Annotated in this window: 18 protein-coding genes; 11 read left to right on the forward strand and 7 right to left on the reverse strand. The window is 64.7% G+C overall.

The features are described from left to right. Window positions 1–638 precede the first annotated feature (638 nt). Window positions 639–1,100 carry a TY-Chap domain-containing protein gene (locus tag IDF66_RS13225; protein WP_190267170.1) on the reverse strand — a complete coding sequence of 154 codons (462 nt, stop codon included), beginning with the start codon at window positions 1,098–1,100 and terminating at the stop codon, window positions 639–641. Between the two features lie 313 nt (window positions 1,101–1,413). Next, a complete protein-coding gene (locus tag IDF66_RS13230; protein WP_190267171.1) occupies window positions 1,414–2,238 on the reverse strand; it encodes a hypothetical protein in 825 nt (274 codons plus the stop codon). A gap of 298 nt (window positions 2,239–2,536) precedes the next feature. On the opposite strand from IDF66_RS13230, the gene IDF66_RS13235 reads away from it, so the two are divergent. Genes IDF66_RS13235 through IDF66_RS13245 form a run of 3 tightly spaced genes read left to right on the forward strand, consistent with a single transcriptional unit; the run spans window position 2,537 to window position 3,936 of the window. Further along, entirely contained in the window at window positions 2,537–3,103 is a 567-nt protein-coding gene (locus IDF66_RS13235) for a DUF3558 family protein (protein WP_190267172.1), read from the forward strand. A gap of 7 nt (window positions 3,104–3,110) precedes the next feature. Next, window positions 3,111–3,467 carry a hypothetical protein gene (locus tag IDF66_RS13240; protein WP_190267173.1) on the forward strand — a complete coding sequence of 119 codons (357 nt, stop codon included), beginning with the start codon at window positions 3,111–3,113 and terminating at the stop codon, window positions 3,465–3,467. Continuing rightward, a complete protein-coding gene (locus IDF66_RS13245) occupies window positions 3,460–3,936 on the forward strand; it encodes a hypothetical protein (RefSeq protein WP_190267174.1) in 477 nt (158 codons plus the stop codon). The genes IDF66_RS13240 and IDF66_RS13245 overlap by 8 nt, the downstream gene beginning before the upstream one ends. On the opposite strand, the gene IDF66_RS13250 is transcribed toward IDF66_RS13245, so the two are convergent. Together IDF66_RS13250 and IDF66_RS13255 are read right to left on the reverse strand one after the other, a co-directional pair. Next, entirely contained in the window at window positions 3,905–5,167 is a 1,263-nt protein-coding gene (locus IDF66_RS13250; protein ID WP_190267175.1) for a glycosyltransferase, read from the reverse strand. The genes IDF66_RS13245 and IDF66_RS13250 overlap by 32 nt on opposite strands. Continuing rightward, the gene (locus tag IDF66_RS13255) at window positions 5,164–5,808 is read right to left on the reverse strand and encodes a TetR/AcrR family transcriptional regulator (protein ID WP_317628684.1); all 645 of its coding nucleotides are present in this window, start codon (window positions 5,806–5,808) and stop codon (window positions 5,164–5,166) included. Before IDF66_RS13255 ends, IDF66_RS13250 begins: the two co-directional genes overlap by 4 nt. Window positions 5,809–5,946: 138 nt before the next feature. Between IDF66_RS13255 and IDF66_RS13260 the strand changes: the two genes are divergently transcribed. The 4 genes from IDF66_RS13260 (at window position 5,947) to IDF66_RS13275 (ending at window position 9,380) form a co-directional block, all read left to right on the forward strand. Further along, window positions 5,947–6,915, forward strand: coding sequence for a hypothetical protein (locus IDF66_RS13260; protein WP_190267176.1), 969 nt, complete (start codon window positions 5,947–5,949; stop codon window positions 6,913–6,915). Then, window positions 6,906–7,688, forward strand: coding sequence for a hypothetical protein (locus IDF66_RS13265; protein WP_190267177.1), 783 nt, complete (start codon window positions 6,906–6,908; stop codon window positions 7,686–7,688). Before IDF66_RS13260 ends, IDF66_RS13265 begins: the two co-directional genes overlap by 10 nt. 199 nt (window positions 7,689–7,887) lie before the next feature. Continuing rightward, entirely contained in the window at window positions 7,888–8,271 is a 384-nt protein-coding gene (locus IDF66_RS13270) for a hypothetical protein (protein WP_190267178.1), read from the forward strand. A gap of 140 nt (window positions 8,272–8,411) precedes the next feature. Continuing rightward, window positions 8,412–9,380, forward strand: a complete 969-nt coding sequence (locus IDF66_RS13275; RefSeq protein WP_190267179.1) for a DUF808 domain-containing protein — start codon at window positions 8,412–8,414, stop codon at window positions 9,378–9,380. Between the two features lie 11 nt (window positions 9,381–9,391). On the opposite strand, the gene IDF66_RS13280 is transcribed toward IDF66_RS13275, so the two are convergent. Next, the gene (locus IDF66_RS13280) at window positions 9,392–9,700 is read right to left on the reverse strand and encodes a hypothetical protein (RefSeq protein WP_190267180.1); all 309 of its coding nucleotides are present in this window, start codon (window positions 9,698–9,700) and stop codon (window positions 9,392–9,394) included. 148 nt (window positions 9,701–9,848) lie between these two features. Here IDF66_RS13280 and IDF66_RS23800 point away from each other — a divergent pair, with 148 nt between their 5' ends. From IDF66_RS23800 to IDF66_RS13290, 3 genes are all read left to right on the forward strand, one after another. Then, a complete protein-coding gene (locus IDF66_RS23800) occupies window positions 9,849–10,040 on the forward strand; it encodes a maleylpyruvate isomerase N-terminal domain-containing protein (RefSeq protein WP_317628685.1) in 192 nt (63 codons plus the stop codon). 27 nt (window positions 10,041–10,067) lie between these two features. Next, window positions 10,068–10,466, forward strand: coding sequence for a maleylpyruvate isomerase family mycothiol-dependent enzyme (locus tag IDF66_RS23805; protein ID WP_317628710.1), 399 nt, complete (start codon window positions 10,068–10,070; stop codon window positions 10,464–10,466). Window positions 10,467–10,636: 170 nt separating this feature from the next. Beyond that, a complete protein-coding gene (locus IDF66_RS13290; RefSeq protein WP_190267181.1) occupies window positions 10,637–11,509 on the forward strand; it encodes a hypothetical protein in 873 nt (290 codons plus the stop codon). Between the two features lie 4 nt (window positions 11,510–11,513). On the opposite strand, the gene IDF66_RS13295 is transcribed toward IDF66_RS13290, so the two are convergent. Together IDF66_RS13295 and IDF66_RS13300 are read right to left on the reverse strand one after the other, a co-directional pair. Further along, window positions 11,514–13,028: a Na+/H+ antiporter NhaC family protein gene (locus IDF66_RS13295; protein WP_190267182.1), complete on the reverse strand. Its 1,515-nt coding sequence runs from the start codon at window positions 13,026–13,028 to the stop codon at window positions 11,514–11,516. A gap of 13 nt (window positions 13,029–13,041) precedes the next feature. Then, window positions 13,042–14,199: an aminotransferase class V-fold PLP-dependent enzyme gene (locus IDF66_RS13300; RefSeq protein WP_223309442.1), complete on the reverse strand. Its 1,158-nt coding sequence runs from the start codon at window positions 14,197–14,199 to the stop codon at window positions 13,042–13,044. A gap of 94 nt (window positions 14,200–14,293) precedes the next feature. On the opposite strand from IDF66_RS13300, the gene IDF66_RS13305 reads away from it, so the two are divergent. After that, entirely contained in the window at window positions 14,294–14,830 is a 537-nt protein-coding gene (locus IDF66_RS13305) for a helix-turn-helix domain-containing protein (protein WP_190267183.1), read from the forward strand. Window positions 14,831–15,018 lie beyond the last annotated feature (188 nt).

The following is a 15,018-nucleotide window of genomic DNA, read 5'->3' on the forward strand; positions in this document are numbered from 1 at the left end:
GTCGCCGCGATTCTGGTAAGGGATGCTATTCACGCTGTCGCGGGGGATGAACGCGTTGATCCGTTGAAGTCCCCGTATGACGGTGAACCCTATCGGCCAACCTCTGATGCTCGCGCTGCCAACGGCCTGCCAACTTGACCATGGACTGGCCGGAGGAACCGGCCCATCCGGACGAGATGCTGTCACCGATCGCGCTACTGGATCGACTGAATTGTTCCGCACAATCACCGTGCCAGGACGTGATGCGGGCACGCACCGCGACGAGCTCGTCGGGGTCGACTTCGAAGTCGGTCATGCGGAGCAGACTAGCAAGCGCCCGTGGCCGTTGCGGTTGTGCCATTCATCCAGGCCACAGGCGCTTCTCATAGACGGTCCACGACGGCGACTTGGGAGGTGAACAGTCAAGCGGGTTCGGCAGTGGGCGCAGGTATCTCGTGTCTGCCTCCGAAGCGGGTGCGCGGTCGTGTGCTTGGCTCGGCCACGAGCGTCGATGTCCGAGGAGAGGCGTTCTGGTTCGGTTTACCGTCCGGAGAAGGTGAGGACATGCGCGACGGCCGCCTGCGGTTCCCGCGTGTCGGCGCTATGCGCTCGCCGGAGGTACTGCCCTTCGCCATGCCAAGGACATTGAAGGTATCGCCTCACCCGGTGAGCGACAACGGATGCACGGTACTGATCGGGTCGGTGAGACTCAGGAATGACGGATGGGTGACACCCCATTGGCCGCGCAGCAGGGTGATGGACTGGACCGCCGCCCGGTACAGTTGTCGGCGGCCGAACTCCCGGACGAACTCGTCCTTGCGGGAGAGGTAGCGCCAGTCGAGCGCCTCGAAGGTCCGCTGCGTCTGTGACCAGTCGGGCTGCCGCGTGCCGACAAGCGCACTCTTGGGCACTGTTGCGCGGACACGACCCGCCCGGTTGGCGCGGAAGGTGATGAGCAGCTGTTCGCGATTGCCGACGGGGTGCGCCAGATCGATGAACTCGAACGAACCGAACCGTAGATCACCAAGACGCGCCGCAAGGTCCGCGGTGAAGTCGCGCCAGGATTCGGCGATCTGCTCGTCGTATCCCTCGACGTCGTCGCCATACGTCTCAGCGGTCATGGTCCTCCAGGGTCGATGGGCGGACCGGCAGCTGCCGATGACGACGAACTTACGGGCGGGGTACGACACTCTCCGACGGCTTGCAGCATTACGCGTCGGCGCAGCCAAAGCCCGTCGACGGCTCTTCGTGGAGGCTCAGCGTTGGGCATACTTACGACACCAAGGTTCTATTTGCCGGCGTCACGTGAACATTCTCAGAATGTGCCGCGGAATCGGGAAATGTGGCCAGAATCGTCCGGCGACCGCACTCGAGTGGTCAACTGGTCGGGGCGTGCTCCTGAACCTCGGCGGCGGTGCCTCTGGTTGCAGAACTCTACGAGAGTGGCTCCGGCACATGATGATATGTGGTTGCCTGACGAATCACATCATTCGCGTGGGTGATGGTCTCGTTGAGATGTGCGACGCCAACCGCGCGCGCTCCGTCGGAGTCGCCGGTGGTCGCCAGGTGTTGTGCGGCGACGACTGCGGCCTCGGTGGCGCCGACCATGACGAGTTCGGGAGCCTGGAACAGGACGGCCGACCCGACGTCGATGGCGTCGAGTGTCGCGGCCTGCGCTGGTGTGGTGGGAGTGGCGATCTGTGGTGGGTTCGCGACGATCGGAGCGTTGAGTGCGTCCACGATCTTCGCCCGCCCGGTGTCGACGGCCTTGCCGACCGCCGCAGGCGGGCCTCCTGACCGCACGGTGTCTGCGACGGTGAGTCCCTCGACCACGGCCACCTCGAGTGCGTTCTGGGCCCGGGGCAGAACGAGATTCAGATCGTTGTCGATGATGCCCGTCATCGCCGAGTTCGTGGGACGCGTGATCGATGCGGCCGCGATACCCGTTGCGCGGTCGGTGGATCCGGTTTGCGCGCGGGCCGCTGCGAAGACTCCCGGAGAGCGGACGATGGCGACTGGCACGTCCACCACGAAGTCGATGATGTGGGGACAGATGAGCGCGCAGTATTTCAGTTGGTTGCCGGCGAAGGTGGTGACGATGGCGCCAGGTGGTGGTGGCATCGTTGGTTCATCGGGGTTCACGAAGGTGAGCGGCGGACCGTCCTCGGCCGCCGATGCCGGGGCGTTGACGAGCGTCAGAGCGGCGAGCGGCGTCAGCATGACGGTCGCCAGGATGCGGGCGTGATGGTGCCGGTTCATCCGGGCTCCCAGGGTTGCTCTCGGTGGACCATCCGAGTGTGCGGGATCGGAGCTGAAGGGTTGCTGAAACTCGGCGGTCGGAGGGCCGCTCGGGGTCATCCACACGACTGACGCCGGTTGATCGAGTCGGTCGACCCACTTGCTACCGTCGAACCGATCTAAACGCAGGTGGGGGCAGCGATCGGGGGGTCGTCGAGTTCATCGATGTGGACACCGCGTTGGACCTGGAGCGCTTGAGCGACAGGCCAACCGCCGCCTACAACCCGGGCATGGGTCCAGAAGTATGGGAGGACGAACGGTGAAGTACAGATCCAGACTCTTGCTGGCGATCTCTGCCTCGTCCGTGGCGCTGCTGCTCGCTGCATGTGGGAGTGATTCTGCCGACGATACTGCTCAGCAGACAACAGGACAGAGTGAGGCGTCCGCTTCCCACGAAGGTCCTGTGGAGAGCCCGACCGCATTGACCGCTGAAGACATCTGCGCGGCGCTCACTCCGCAAGATATCGCGCCTCTTACCGACGGTGACGTGACCGAGCAGCCGGAACCGAAGAACGACCGCGGTCTACCTGGATGCGAATGGCCGGTCAGTGACGGTTATGGGTCGCTGGAAATGGATGTCTTCAAGCCCTTCGACGTGAACATAATTCTGGGCAGCGCCATGGTCCGGCAATTCCCGGTAGGGGACGGAACCGTGTACCAGCAGACACAGGATGATGCTTCAACGTGTCGGGCACTGGTAAGAACGCCCAATACGCCAAAGGGCTTCGTCCTGCGGGTGAGACTTGATGGCCAAGCAGATGCATCGAAACTCTGCGAATCCGCCATCCCCCAGACCGAAAAGGTCCTCAAGGCATTGGGCTGGTGAGATGGTCATGACGGACTCGGCTGGCTTTGACGCAGCACTTCGCCAGCTGCAGGATGCCTTGGATCACCTCGCCACCGCAACGATCCGAGCGCGCAACATCGAGTTCCCGAGCGTCGACTTCACCTCGCCGGAGCCAGAACCCGACGCCGATCCGGGACGCACCGGCGATGAGCTCGCCGATCTGCGTCGGTGGGCAACGGACGAGAACGCCCGCAATGCCGAGTTCCGTAGGCGTGTGGACGAGGCTTTCGACGCCGAGATCGATGGTCGGGGAGGCTGGCTCACCGATGAGCGGCGTACCCAGATCATCGAGGACGTGCGTGCAAACCTGCTCGCCCAACTGCGGCGCTTCGGCGGTGTCTAGCAGGTCGGCGGCGGGCGCCATGCTGCTCCTCGAGCGGTGGAGTACGCCGCTGGGAATCGTTGCGTTGCAGACGGTTATGGTGGCGGCGATGATCGGGATCGGTAACGAGGCGGAGTACCGATCCTGGGATGACCGGTATTCGCTCTCGGTCTCCTGGAACGATGACCGCGATGGCACTGACGATCGTGACGCGACGTCGGGTGACGTCGGCGCGATTCTCGACGGGGACCTGCCAGACACCTGGAGTCATGTGCCGCAAGCGTATCCGGATGGCGGCGAGGGCGCGTTGTCGTCACTGGCCGACGCGATGCACAATCTGGATGACGCGATCAAGCGTGCGAGGTCAATCGATTTCGGGGGTGCGGGTACGGGTGTCTTCGGCTGGGGGATCGAGATGCGGGTGACGATCTTCGTGATCGTTGCGTATGTCGTCGCTGCTACCCGCCGTCGGCGAGTAGCTGTTCGATGATTCGGCTGGCGGCGAGCTCACCGTTTTCGGCGCGCAGTAGTTCGCTGATGCTCCGGGCGTGATCGGTGTAGGCGGGATCCGTGGTGGCAGTGGTGATGGCGGCGGCGAGGTCATCAGCGGTCAGTGTTGTGCGTCGCAGCGGTGGTGGGCTCACGCCGAGCTGGTGGAGGCGGTGCGCCCAGAATGGTTGGTCCATGATTCCAGGGATCGCGACCGATGGGATTGCCGCGCGGAGGGTTGCTGCCGTGGTTCCTGCGCCGCAGTGGTGCACTGCGGCGGCTGTTTTCGGCAAGAGCCAGTTGTGGGGGACGTCATCGATGGCGTGGATGTGCGGGGCGTTGTTGCCGTGCAGGTTGGCCCAGCCGCGGTGGATGATGCCGCGGTGACCTGTCTTGGCCAGTGCGTCGGCGAAGATGTGGCTGAGGCGGTCGCCGTGGGTGGTCGCTGTGCTGCCCAAGCCGATGTAGATCGGTGGCGGGCCGTCGTCGAGGAACTCGACAAGCGCCGCCGGTGGAGTGTAGTCGGCGGTCTCGGTGGGCCACCAGTAGCCGGTGAGGTGGGCGTGGGTGGGCCAGTCCGCGGGCCGAGGGATGACGTGGCTACTGATGCCGTGCAACTGGGGCCAGGTGTCGGCGCGGCGGTGTTGGTAGGCGCGACGTGACTGCTTCGGCAGCCCGAGGGTGGCACGCAGGTCGTCAATGAGTGGGGTGAACAGCTTTTCCCCGGCGGCCGCCATGGTCCAGGCGGTGCGGTTGCCCCACCGCCCAAACGAGCGGGTTCCCAACGCGGGAGGTGCGAAATCGCCTGTTGGCGTCGAGGGTTGCAGGAACAGAGCCGCACTGGGGATGTCGGCTACTTCGGCGACGTGCCAGCCCAACAGCGATCCGACCGGGCCTTCGCACAGCAGCAGGTCGGCATCGGCTGCGGCGGTTGCCATGGCTTCGCCGACGCCGGCGAGGTCGTCGCGCATGCCCGCCAGGGCTTGTTTGGATGGCCGTAGCTTCTCGCCGTCGACCATCGCTTGCCCGTAAGTGGAGTCGCGGGTGGATTGCTCGGTGTCGCCAGGTAGTTGGCGGTAGTCCAGCCCTGCGTCGATGATCAACTGCTCGTAGGGCTGTTGGGCAGCGATCGCGACACGTACTCCCAGATCGTCGCGTAATCGGGTTGCGAGCCCGGTCAGCGGGGCGACGTCGCCGCGGGTGCCGAAGGCAAGGATGACGATAGTGGTCATTGCGGTGCTCCCAACGCGTGGAGGAATAGTTCGCCGACACCCGCGACATAGCGGCCCACCGGGTAGGTGGCGTCGCGAGCGAGGTTGCTGACCGCGCCGTCGAGTGCAGCGCGCAGAGCATCTTTCACCAGGGCGGCGTCAACGGCAGTCGTGAACTCACCCGACCGGATACCGCGCTGGATGATGGTGTGCGGGTCGAGAAGCGCAAACTCAGGTGGGACCCCATGCTCGTCCACCGATTCGGCGACCGCCTGATCCCACCGGAGACCAGCAGCAGTGCGGTAGCTGGTTGAAATCTCGTACAGGGCGACCGCACCCGCGCGGTTCGACTCCAAGAACGTACCGTTGGCGCTGATGTAGGCGGCCAATTGATCTCGCGCGGTGGTCGCGGTCGACACAGCCGGAATCATCACCGACGCCGACGCGGTGAACACCGACTCGACCACTGCGGCGACAATCTCGTCCTTGCTGGTGAAGTGATACAACAGCGCGCTTTTCGCGATCTCCGCCCGCTCGGCGATCTTTGCCAACGATGCCTGGGGATAGCCCACCTCAGCGATCAACTCGATCGCACATCCAACGATCTGCTCTCGCCGAGCCCGATCGGCGAACGTTCGCTTGTCACCTCTGTCTGACCGCACGGTCAAATCATAGACCAATCGGTCAGCGCGTGCACGGCGCTTGTCAATCTGGGTGGGTCAGGTGAACGACCTGATGGGCACCTCGGGAGGGAGCCGTGGCAACATGTCCGCGAGGAAAGTGCCTGCTCGGGGGTGAAAATGGGCAAACTGTGCATAGCCGACATTGATCGGTGGGATACGGGCGCGATCGCGCATGTTTTCGGGATCTCGACGAATATCGCCGACCATTCGCTCAACACGTCCGGCAAGCTGGGCACGTTGAGCGTGTTCGAGACGTGGAACAGCGACGCAGCGGTCGCCGCTCACAAGTCGGTGGGTGTGACCCGCAAGGACTTGGATCGCCACGGCGATATCGCCACAAAGGTGGGTGAGGCCGCGCGCAAGGCCGAGCAAGAGGTTCAGGACGTCAAGAACTCCCTGAAGAAGCTGCGAGCCGACATCGCAGCTGCCGGATTCGTGCTCGACCCGCACACCGACGTCATCTCCGATCCGCACCCGGAACGGACAGAGTGCATGTCCGATGAAGCGGCGAAGGAGTACATAGCCACGCTGGGACGGCTGAACTTTGAACTCGCTGCGGTGCTGACCGCAGCGGATTGTGCCGACCACGACCTCGCCACCGCGATCAGGAATGCCGACGGCGACTGGAACATCGTGCAATGGAAACCGAGCAAGGCCGACCTCATCATGGGTAGTGCCGGCGCCATCTCCGGAACCAAAACGGACATCATCCAAGAGATCTGGCGAGCGTCGATGGGCGAACACCCGACGGGTATCGACGCGAAGATCGCGCCTTGGCTAGAAGAGGTCGGCAAACTGAGAGTGTCTCGTGCCGGCGGAGCGTTCGGTGTCCTGACAGCGATCCCGTCCGTGTTCGCCGACCGTGCCGAGGGCAATTCGTGGGGTGAGGCGATCACGCGGGAGGGTGCGGCGACGGCGACAGGGCTGGTAGCCGGGGCCTATCTGGGTGCTCAGGCGGGTGCCGTCGCCGGTACATTCGTGCCCCTACCAGGCGTGGGTACGGCCGCGGGTCTGGTTGTGGGGGCTACGGTAGGGTTCCTTGCGTCGTATGCCACATCCAAAGGAGTGGACTCGCTATGGCGTTAGGTATTGGTAACCGTAAGTTCACTCTTCTGTGGAAGAGGTACACGGCTTACGCCTATCAGCCGTCGCGCTGGTCAGCAATTGGAGTGGTCGTTCTGGTTGTAGCAGGATGCGTTGTATCAATTGCGCTTTCTTTGCCGCTCATTGCGTTTGCATTCGCTACTTTGGTACTCCTGCCGGTCGCGATGCTGGCTCCGCTTCGAACCAAAGTGATTGCTCAGCAGCGCGGAGTCGAAGTGCACCGTCAACCTTTCTATTCGAACCCAGTGATACTCATTGCCTTGATGTCGGGGCTCATATCGGCTGCAATGATAATTGCTATCGCAATTGGCTACTGGCAGGCATGGAGACTGGTGATTCCTGCATTTGGCGGATTGGTGCTGGTTCCGCTGCTGAGCGTGGTCAGTTTCAAGGAACGCGGTCCGCTACTCCTCAGCGCTGACGGAGTCGTGTTCGGCAACGGAGATCGCTACCAGTTTGATTCGTCAGCGATCGCTTTCACGGTGTTGAGCAATGGGGTGCCGGCGATCGAGTTCACCCACAGCGCCGCCGGATACTCAACGCGCCCGCGACGGTTGGTGCACCGTCCCTACAACGTTGACTTCAACTCCCTGCTTTCGACTCTTGAACAGTTACAAAAGTGGCACCATCAGCGGAGACCTGCGAGCCCAGCAGAGATCAAAGGCATGCTCACCGTGACTCCCCCCGACGACGTTGAGGTCGGCGAGTCTGTCCAGATCGAAGCGCTGGTCGAGGATGACCTCGCGCATCGGTGACGTGTCGGCAGATCGTCGGGGCATGACAATGAGGCCTCTGCCCGACCCGCTGGAGTTCGGCTATCACCCTGTGGGCCTCCCACATGCTTGGCGACGCATCCGCGCCGACATGGCCGCTGGTCAACCTGCAGCGATGTGGCTCGACTCGACCGCGGTCGGAAATCTGACATCCACCGACGAGGTCACTCAGGACGGCTTCGTGTCATCGGCGATCGTGATGGGCTGGATGGCCGGCGGAATGTCGACGTCAATCGCACGGCTGGCCGCCCTGGCCGGCGACGTCACCGGCAGCACACCAGGCTGGACGCCTCGGGATCAGCGCAGCGGAGGTCTACCGTTCGACGGCTTCTCCGTTCAGTTGTTAGGAACCGTCGCATCACCTTTCGGCCCCCTGGTGTCGAACGCGCACACCGTTGCCTTTCCGGTCGGTGACGGAAACGCTGTCGTCATTCAAATGGCTGTCACCGCCGTGCAGGACTGGGCGGACGCGGCCGATGGCCTCGTCCTCGAAGGCACACCTGGCGCAAGTCCGATATCTCCCGGCATGGCATCAGCGCAGGATCTCGTCGATCGGGATCGATAAGTGAGGGTATGAATGAGCCATGCCCTCACTTAGCCGCTAAGTGAGGGCATACGTCAGTCGGACCCCCGGCGCACCTCCCGACCCCACCCACCGCAGGGCATACTTGTTCCTGATTCGTGCACCTTTGTCTGGAGGTTCCTGTGGCCGGTGGCCTCGTGGCTCTGCTGGATGACATCGCGGCCCTGACCAAGGTGGCCGCGGCGTCGATCGACGACATCGGCGCCGCAGCCGGTAAGGCCAGCATCAAAGCAGCAGGCGTCGTCGTCGACGACACGGCCGTGACGCCGCGGTATGTCCACGGCTTCACCCCCGACCGCGAACTGCCGATCGTTCGCAAGATCGCCGTCGGCTCGATCCGGAACAAGCTGCTGATCATCCTGCCGGTCGCGATGATCCTCAGTCAGTTCCTCCCGCAGGCCCTGCCGTATCTGCTGATCGCTGGCGGCCTGTTCCTAAGCTACGAGGGTGCCGAGAAGGTGTACGAGGCCCTCGGCGGTGGGCACGGACACGACCACTCCGACGACGCTCCCGCGTCGGAGAAGGGGCCGGAGTTCGAGAAGTCGATGGTCAACGGCGCCATCCGCACCGACCTCATCCTGTCGGCGGAGATCATGGTGATCTCGCTGTCGTCGGTCGAATCCGAACCGTTCCTCACGCGGCTGCTGGTGCTCGTCGTCGTGGCGTTCCTCATCACCGCGCTCGTCTACGGAGTGGTGGCGCTGATCGTCAAGATGGACGACGTCGGACTCGCTCTGGCGCAACGGCAGTCGACGGCGAGCCAGAAGATCGGACGAGGTCTGGTCAAGGCGATGCCGAAGATCATGTCCACCCTGACCGTGGTGGGCATCGCCGCGATGCTGTGGGTCGGCGGCCACATCCTGATCGTCAACGTCGGCGAGGCCGGATTCCATTGGCCCGCCGATCGTCTGCACGACATCGAGCACTGGTTCGAGGAACTCTCCCACGGGTTCGGCGGCGTCCTGTCGTGGACGTCAGGCACCGTGGTCTCGGCGCTCGTGGGATTGGTGATCGGCGCGATCATCGTGGCGATCATGCATGTCATCCCGAAGCGGGGTGCAAAGGACACGACAGCCCAAACCGCGGAGTGATTGAGGGATCCTCACACCCACGCGAGGATGAGCAGGAGCCATCGGCCGGCTCCGCCCGCCGCGCACGCGCCGATGAAGACCGCCAGCGGCATCGGCGCCTTGATGTGTCGGGCGAAGGCGCCCACCACCCAACCGATGATGAGGGCGGCCACACCGACGGCCAGCCAGCCGCTGATCAGGAGGGTGCCGAACCAGCAGGTCGCCAGCACGGTGAACACGACGACGATCCGCGTCACCGGGTCACGCTGAGTCGTCGGTGTGGTGTCGGGGGTCATCGCGTGCCCTTCGTCGGTCGCCTCGGCCGATCGTGTGACCGGCACGTGTGTCACGCGACCGCGCAGCGGTGGGGTCGGCGTGACAGTCTGACGTCCTGACCTGTGGGCGATGTTCCCGTGCGATCTCGGCAAATCGTGTGACGATGGACGTCGACCGGACAGCCGCTCTCGAGATGGAAGCGACGGTGCCACCGTGAACGACGACGACATCTTTGCCGCCATCGCCGACGAGCGCCGCCGCCTTGCCGACCTCGCCGACACCTTCACCGACGACCAATGGGCCACTCCGTCGCTGTGCGTCGGCTGGACCTGCCGCGACGTGACCGCCCACCTGCTGGTGCCGCTGGTGGTGTCGATACCGGCATTCGGATTGGCGATGCTGTGAGCACGTGGCAACTTCGATCACGCCAATATTGCCGCGGCGGCCAAGGTCGGCGCGAAGTATACGGACCTGCCGAAGGCGTTGCGGGACAAGGCCGACAAGCGGTTCACCCCGCCGGGTCAGGGGCCGTGCGCACCGCTCACCGACGTCGTCGTGCACGGCCTCGACATCCGACGACCCCTCGGCATTCCCGCGACCCTCGATCCCGACCGCACGCGTGTGGTGCTCGACTTCCTGATCCGCCCGGAGAGTTCGCGCATCTTCGGAAAGGTTCCGACGACGGTGCGCTGGGTGGCGACAGACCTGGACTGGTCTGCAGGTGATGGACCGGTTGTCGAAGGCTCAGCGGACGTGTTGCTGTTGGCGCTCACCGGTCGTGCGGCTGGGATCGCCGACCTCGACGGCGACGGAGTCGCGCAGTTGCGGTAGCGGCGCGAGCCCTGGGCCTCACGCTCGAGGCGCCAAGACTCCCAGCCATCCTTGGCCATAGCTTCTCCTCGACCTCTGGTCGTCGATCAGCCCTCGACGACGATCGCCGCCACCAGCGTCCACGGTGCTCGCGCGCTCGGCGGAGCCCCGGATCGTGCTGTACTGGAGAAATGATCAAGCTCCTCGTGATCGTCGTCGTCGCGGCGGCGATCGCGGTTGCGTTGGTCGTGATCGGTTCATGGGTGGCCAACGGTGCCCGATCACTGGGCGCCGGAATCGGACGACTGATACGAGGTGGCGGTTCAGCTGGCGAGACCCACCCCGAGCTGCCGACGGGTGATGCAGATGCGAGCACCGCGACCGCCGACGCTCTCGCCACACTGGCCGACGATCTACGCGCGGCCCGCACCCGGCGATTGACGCGATGCCGAGAGATCCAGGAACTCGCCGAACCCACCGAGTCGCGGCGATACCTCCACCTCGCCGTCGAAACCTGGCCAGAGTCCGCCCAGGACAGAGACCGACTGAGCAGCGACTCGATCGGACAGATCGCCATCGCCGCGGGCATGGTCGCCGACCGCGTGACCGACTACCCGGCCTGGAAGCTGGACTTCTTCGATCACCACGGTGTCCGTGTGGACTTGGCTGCCGAAGTCGTCGCGCTCGCGACGTCGGCAGCGACTGTCCGCGAGCAGGTCACGCTCCTCGGCCAGCCACCCACACACCTGCGGACCGACCGGGACGTGGTCGAGACCTACACCGCCAAAGCTCGGCTGCTGTCGCGGCGGCTCGACGGACTCGTCGAACGGCTCGACGCGCTGGCCGAGTACCAACAGATCGTCGCCGCCATTCAGCGTCGACTGGACAAGCGGGAGTGGCTCGACCGGGTCAGCGCCATCGACGAGTTCGAGAACGAGGTCGACGCCCAATGGGACACCACCGAGGCCGACCGAATCCGCACCACCGCCGACGAATCGGAGATGCTGGCGTCGATCTACCTGGATGCGCTTGCGCCGCTGGCGAAGAGGCTCGAGCAGGATTGACGCGTTAGCTGTTCGCACCCACGGTGCTAGCAGTCGGGGTCGAGTCGGCTGTCTGAGCACTGGCGGTATCGACGTCGCGATCCACGATCTCGACCGGCTCTCGCACGGGTGCACCATCGGCCCCCTCGAACCGCCGACCCCAACCGGTCAGGATGGAGAACGCCATCGCCACCGACAGCACCAGCGGATAGAAGGTGACCGCGAACAGCGCCAGCGCGGACACCTCATCCGGCCCCTCCGTCAGCATGCTGGCGATGAGGAGGAACGAACTGACCACCGGCACAACCGAACCGAGACCAAGGACATTGCAGTCCATCACATTCGCCCGGCGGTAGGGGTGCAGTCCGACGCGCGAGCCGATGCGGTCGACGAGCGGGCCGTAAAACATCATGGTGGGTCCGTTGACGCCGGCGAACAGCCCACCGGACACGATCGCCCCGACAGCGATGGTGGCTTCGGTGCCACGCGCGGTCGTCGTGAAACGGGAACTCGTGACCGCCTCGACGATGGCGTCGAACACACCGGACCCCTCAAGCACGCCGATGATGGCGAACACGATGATGCCCAACCCGATCAGTGGCAGGACGTCGGTGATGCCGTCGACGAGGAAGCCTGCAGCTGCATCGTCTTTCGCGGAGATGATGTCCGCCGGAGTGATGAGGCCGAAGACCAGACCGATGACCGTGCCGACGACCAGGCCAACGGTCGTCGCGAGGAACAGATCCCGCTTCCAGAAAGCCACGCCCAGCAGAGCGACCACGGCAACGAGCATGATCAGCGGCTTCGGACCAACGTCAGTGGGTGTGGTGATAGAACCGGAATCACTCGTGAGGACAAGGCCGACAACGATGTACAGCACCAGGGCGATGGCCGCGGTGGTCAGCGAGTAGCGCGCCCTCGAGCGCACGACACCGGCGATGTCGGCGACGCCCTCCTTGCGGCGGAACCGCTGGGTCGCCGACGACACGACCGTCGAATCCGAGATGGGCGCGAGGTTGTCACCGAACAACGCTCCCGACAGGATGGCACCGGCGAGCAGGAGCGGGTGTGCGCCAAGTGCGGTGCCGGCCGGGAAGATGACCGGGAACGCGGTGAACAGTGTGCCGATCGACGTTCCCGTCGACATCGACATCACGCCTGCGATAGCGAATGCGATTGCGGGGAAGAAGCTCGGTGACACCCCGGCTTCCTGTGCCGCCCAGATCAATCCGTTCGCCGCACCGGACGCGTTCAGCAACATGGAGAACAGGCTCACCGCGAGCAGAATCATCAGCAGTGTGCTCGCCGTCGGCGACGACAGTCCGCGCAGCGCGGCATCCCAGTAGCTCGAGTACTTGCGCGCCAGGAGCGCGCCGAGGAGCAGACCCACCAGACCGGACGCGGTCAGTGCGGTCATGTCGAAGACGTTGAACGCGATGAAGTACGAGGTCACCCCGGCGAGGAAGATGACCGGTGCGACGAACGCGACGTACATGCCGCCGCGGAACTCCAGGCGGTCGGGTGTGGTGGTGGTTTCCATGGGGACTCCGATGTCAGGCGCGGCGGTAGGCCGCGATCGCGGCGATGATGCGGTCGACGTCGTTGTCGTTGCTGTAGTAGTGGAACGAGATTCGCAGCCGTTTGCCACGAGGCGCGGTGCTGATGCGGTGCTCGGCGAGCAGCCAGGCGGCGAGGGTGTCGGGGTCGTCGTCGACCAGCGCGACCTGGGGCCCCGCGAACTCGAGCTCCTTTGGGCGATCGATCTGCTCACCGAGCGCGCGCAGCTCGGTGGCGGTGCGCTCGGCGAGCCGCTGTACCTGTGCCCATCCGGCGTCGGCGTCCACGGTGTCGAGGGCGTCCAGCCCGCCCAGCGCCGCGTACACCGATGGAACACCCGGGGTGCCGGTCTCGAATTTGGCTGCGGTGCTGGAGGCTTCGATGTTGTCGGGATCGAAGTTGAACGGGTTGCTGCGGCCGAACCAGCCGGTGAGGGCGGGGTTGTCGAGCTCGTCGGGGTTGCGGACGTAGAGGAAGGCGATGCCGGGCAGTCCGAGCATGTACTTCAGGGTGCCGGTGACGAGGAAGTCGCAGCCGAGGTCGTCGACGGTGTAGGGCACCACACCGCTGCCCTGGTAGGCATCGACGAACATCGCAGCACCCGCAGCGTGGGCGGCGTCGGCGATGGCGCGGACCGGTGGGCGGGTGCCGTTGATGTAGGAGACGAGTGGCGCGGACACGAGGCCGACGGTGTCGTCGATCTGTGCTGTCCAGGCCGATGCAGTCAGCACGTCGTCGGCGGCGATCGAGCGGATCGGTGTGCCATCGGCAGAGGCGCGCCATACGTGGCCCACAGAAGGGAACTCGTGGTCGCTGGTCAGCAGGGCCTTGCTGCCCCGGGCGTGGATGGTCGAGCGCACCTGGTACGCGGCGATCGACGCGTTCGGTGCGATCGCGACCTGCTCAGGCGCGGCGCCGATTCGGGCAGCGAACCGGGTGCGCAGGGTCTCGACGAGTTCCATCCAGCGACCCCACGGTGCGGGGTCGGCGATGAGGTCGTCCTGCATGTCCTGCAGTCGACGCTGAAGGTCGACGGACAGGGCACCTTGGCTGCAGCTGGCGAGATGCGTGACGTCGTCGAGGTGCGGGAACCGGGCGCGGAACGCGGCGAGCTGCTCGGTCGCCGTCGCGGTGGCTTCCTGGACTGTGGTCATGGAGTAATCCTGCGGCACGGTATTAACACTGTCAATCGGAATATTAATCTGGGTCCACCCGTCGGTTCACTCAGTCGCCTGCAATGATGCTGGTGTGCTGGGGACGACGATTCGCGAGGTGCGCAAGGCGCGCAGGCTGACGATGGTGCAACTCGCCGAGCAGGCCGGCGTCTCGCAAGGGCTGATCAGTCAGGTCGAGAACGGGCGGGCCGACCCCAGCCTGGAGACGCTGAGGCGCCTCGCCGAGGCGCTCGGTGTGCCGCTGTTCGACCTGTTCCAGGACGGCGCACCGAGCCCGGTCAACGTGCTGCGTGCCGGCAGTCGGGTCTCGGTCACCACGCCCACCGGGTCGTTGACCTACGAGAAGCTGTCACCGCCGAGCGCGACGCTCGAGGTGCTGCGTGGTCGGCTGGAGCCGAACGACGTGTCGAGTGTGGAGCCGCATGCGCATCCGGCCAGTGAGTGCGTCGTTGTGGAGAGTGGGGCGATGGTGGTCGAGGTCGCGGGGGAGCGGATTGAGCTGTCGGCTGGCGACAGCGCGACCTATGACTCGCGGTTGCCGCATCGGTATTTGAATGAATCTGGATCGGTGGCTGCATTTTTGGTGTTTGCGTCGCCGCCGAGTTTCTGAGGTTGGTGAGCGAGTGCGACGCGACTGGGCAAACTGCTCGAGTCCGTTGGCGCTACGCGCTATCCAACTCTGACGTTGTCACCGACTGGGCGCGGCTTAACCGAGTAGGTGACGGTTTCCCCGGCCCGTCGCCGATGACAATTTCCTAACCAACTATGACCTGGTCCGCTGAGTATCCAGTGAGGCTC

Origin of the sequence: Gordonia hankookensis, from assembly GCF_014673215.1 — a bacterium.
Taxonomy (GTDB): Bacteria; Actinomycetota; Actinomycetes; order Mycobacteriales; family Mycobacteriaceae; genus Gordonia; species Gordonia hankookensis.

Bases quoted from the DNA above. Each gene is read 5' to 3' on its own strand.
- IDF66_RS13225 (WP_190267170.1), bottom strand. From the start codon at position 1,100: ATGACCGCTGAGACGTATGGCGACGACGTCGAGGGATACGACGAGCAG.
- IDF66_RS13230 (WP_190267171.1), bottom strand. From the start codon at position 2,238: ATGAACCGGCACCATCACGCCCGCATCCTGGCGACCGTCATGCTGACG.
- IDF66_RS13240 (WP_190267173.1), top strand. From the start codon at position 3,111: ATGACGGACTCGGCTGGCTTTGACGCAGCACTTCGCCAGCTGCAGGAT.
- IDF66_RS13250 (WP_190267175.1), bottom strand. From the start codon at position 5,167: ATGACCACTATCGTCATCCTTGCCTTCGGCACCCGCGGCGACGTCGCC.
- IDF66_RS13260 (WP_190267176.1), top strand. From the start codon at position 5,947: ATGGGCAAACTGTGCATAGCCGACATTGATCGGTGGGATACGGGCGCG.
- IDF66_RS13265 (WP_190267177.1), top strand. From the start codon at position 6,906: ATGGCGTTAGGTATTGGTAACCGTAAGTTCACTCTTCTGTGGAAGAGG.
- IDF66_RS13290 (WP_190267181.1), top strand. From the start codon at position 10,637: ATGATCAAGCTCCTCGTGATCGTCGTCGTCGCGGCGGCGATCGCGGTT.
- IDF66_RS13295 (WP_190267182.1), bottom strand. From the start codon at position 13,028: ATGGAAACCACCACCACACCCGACCGCCTGGAGTTCCGCGGCGGCATG.
- IDF66_RS13300 (WP_223309442.1), bottom strand. From the start codon at position 14,199: ATGACCACAGTCCAGGAAGCCACCGCGACGGCGACCGAGCAGCTCGCC.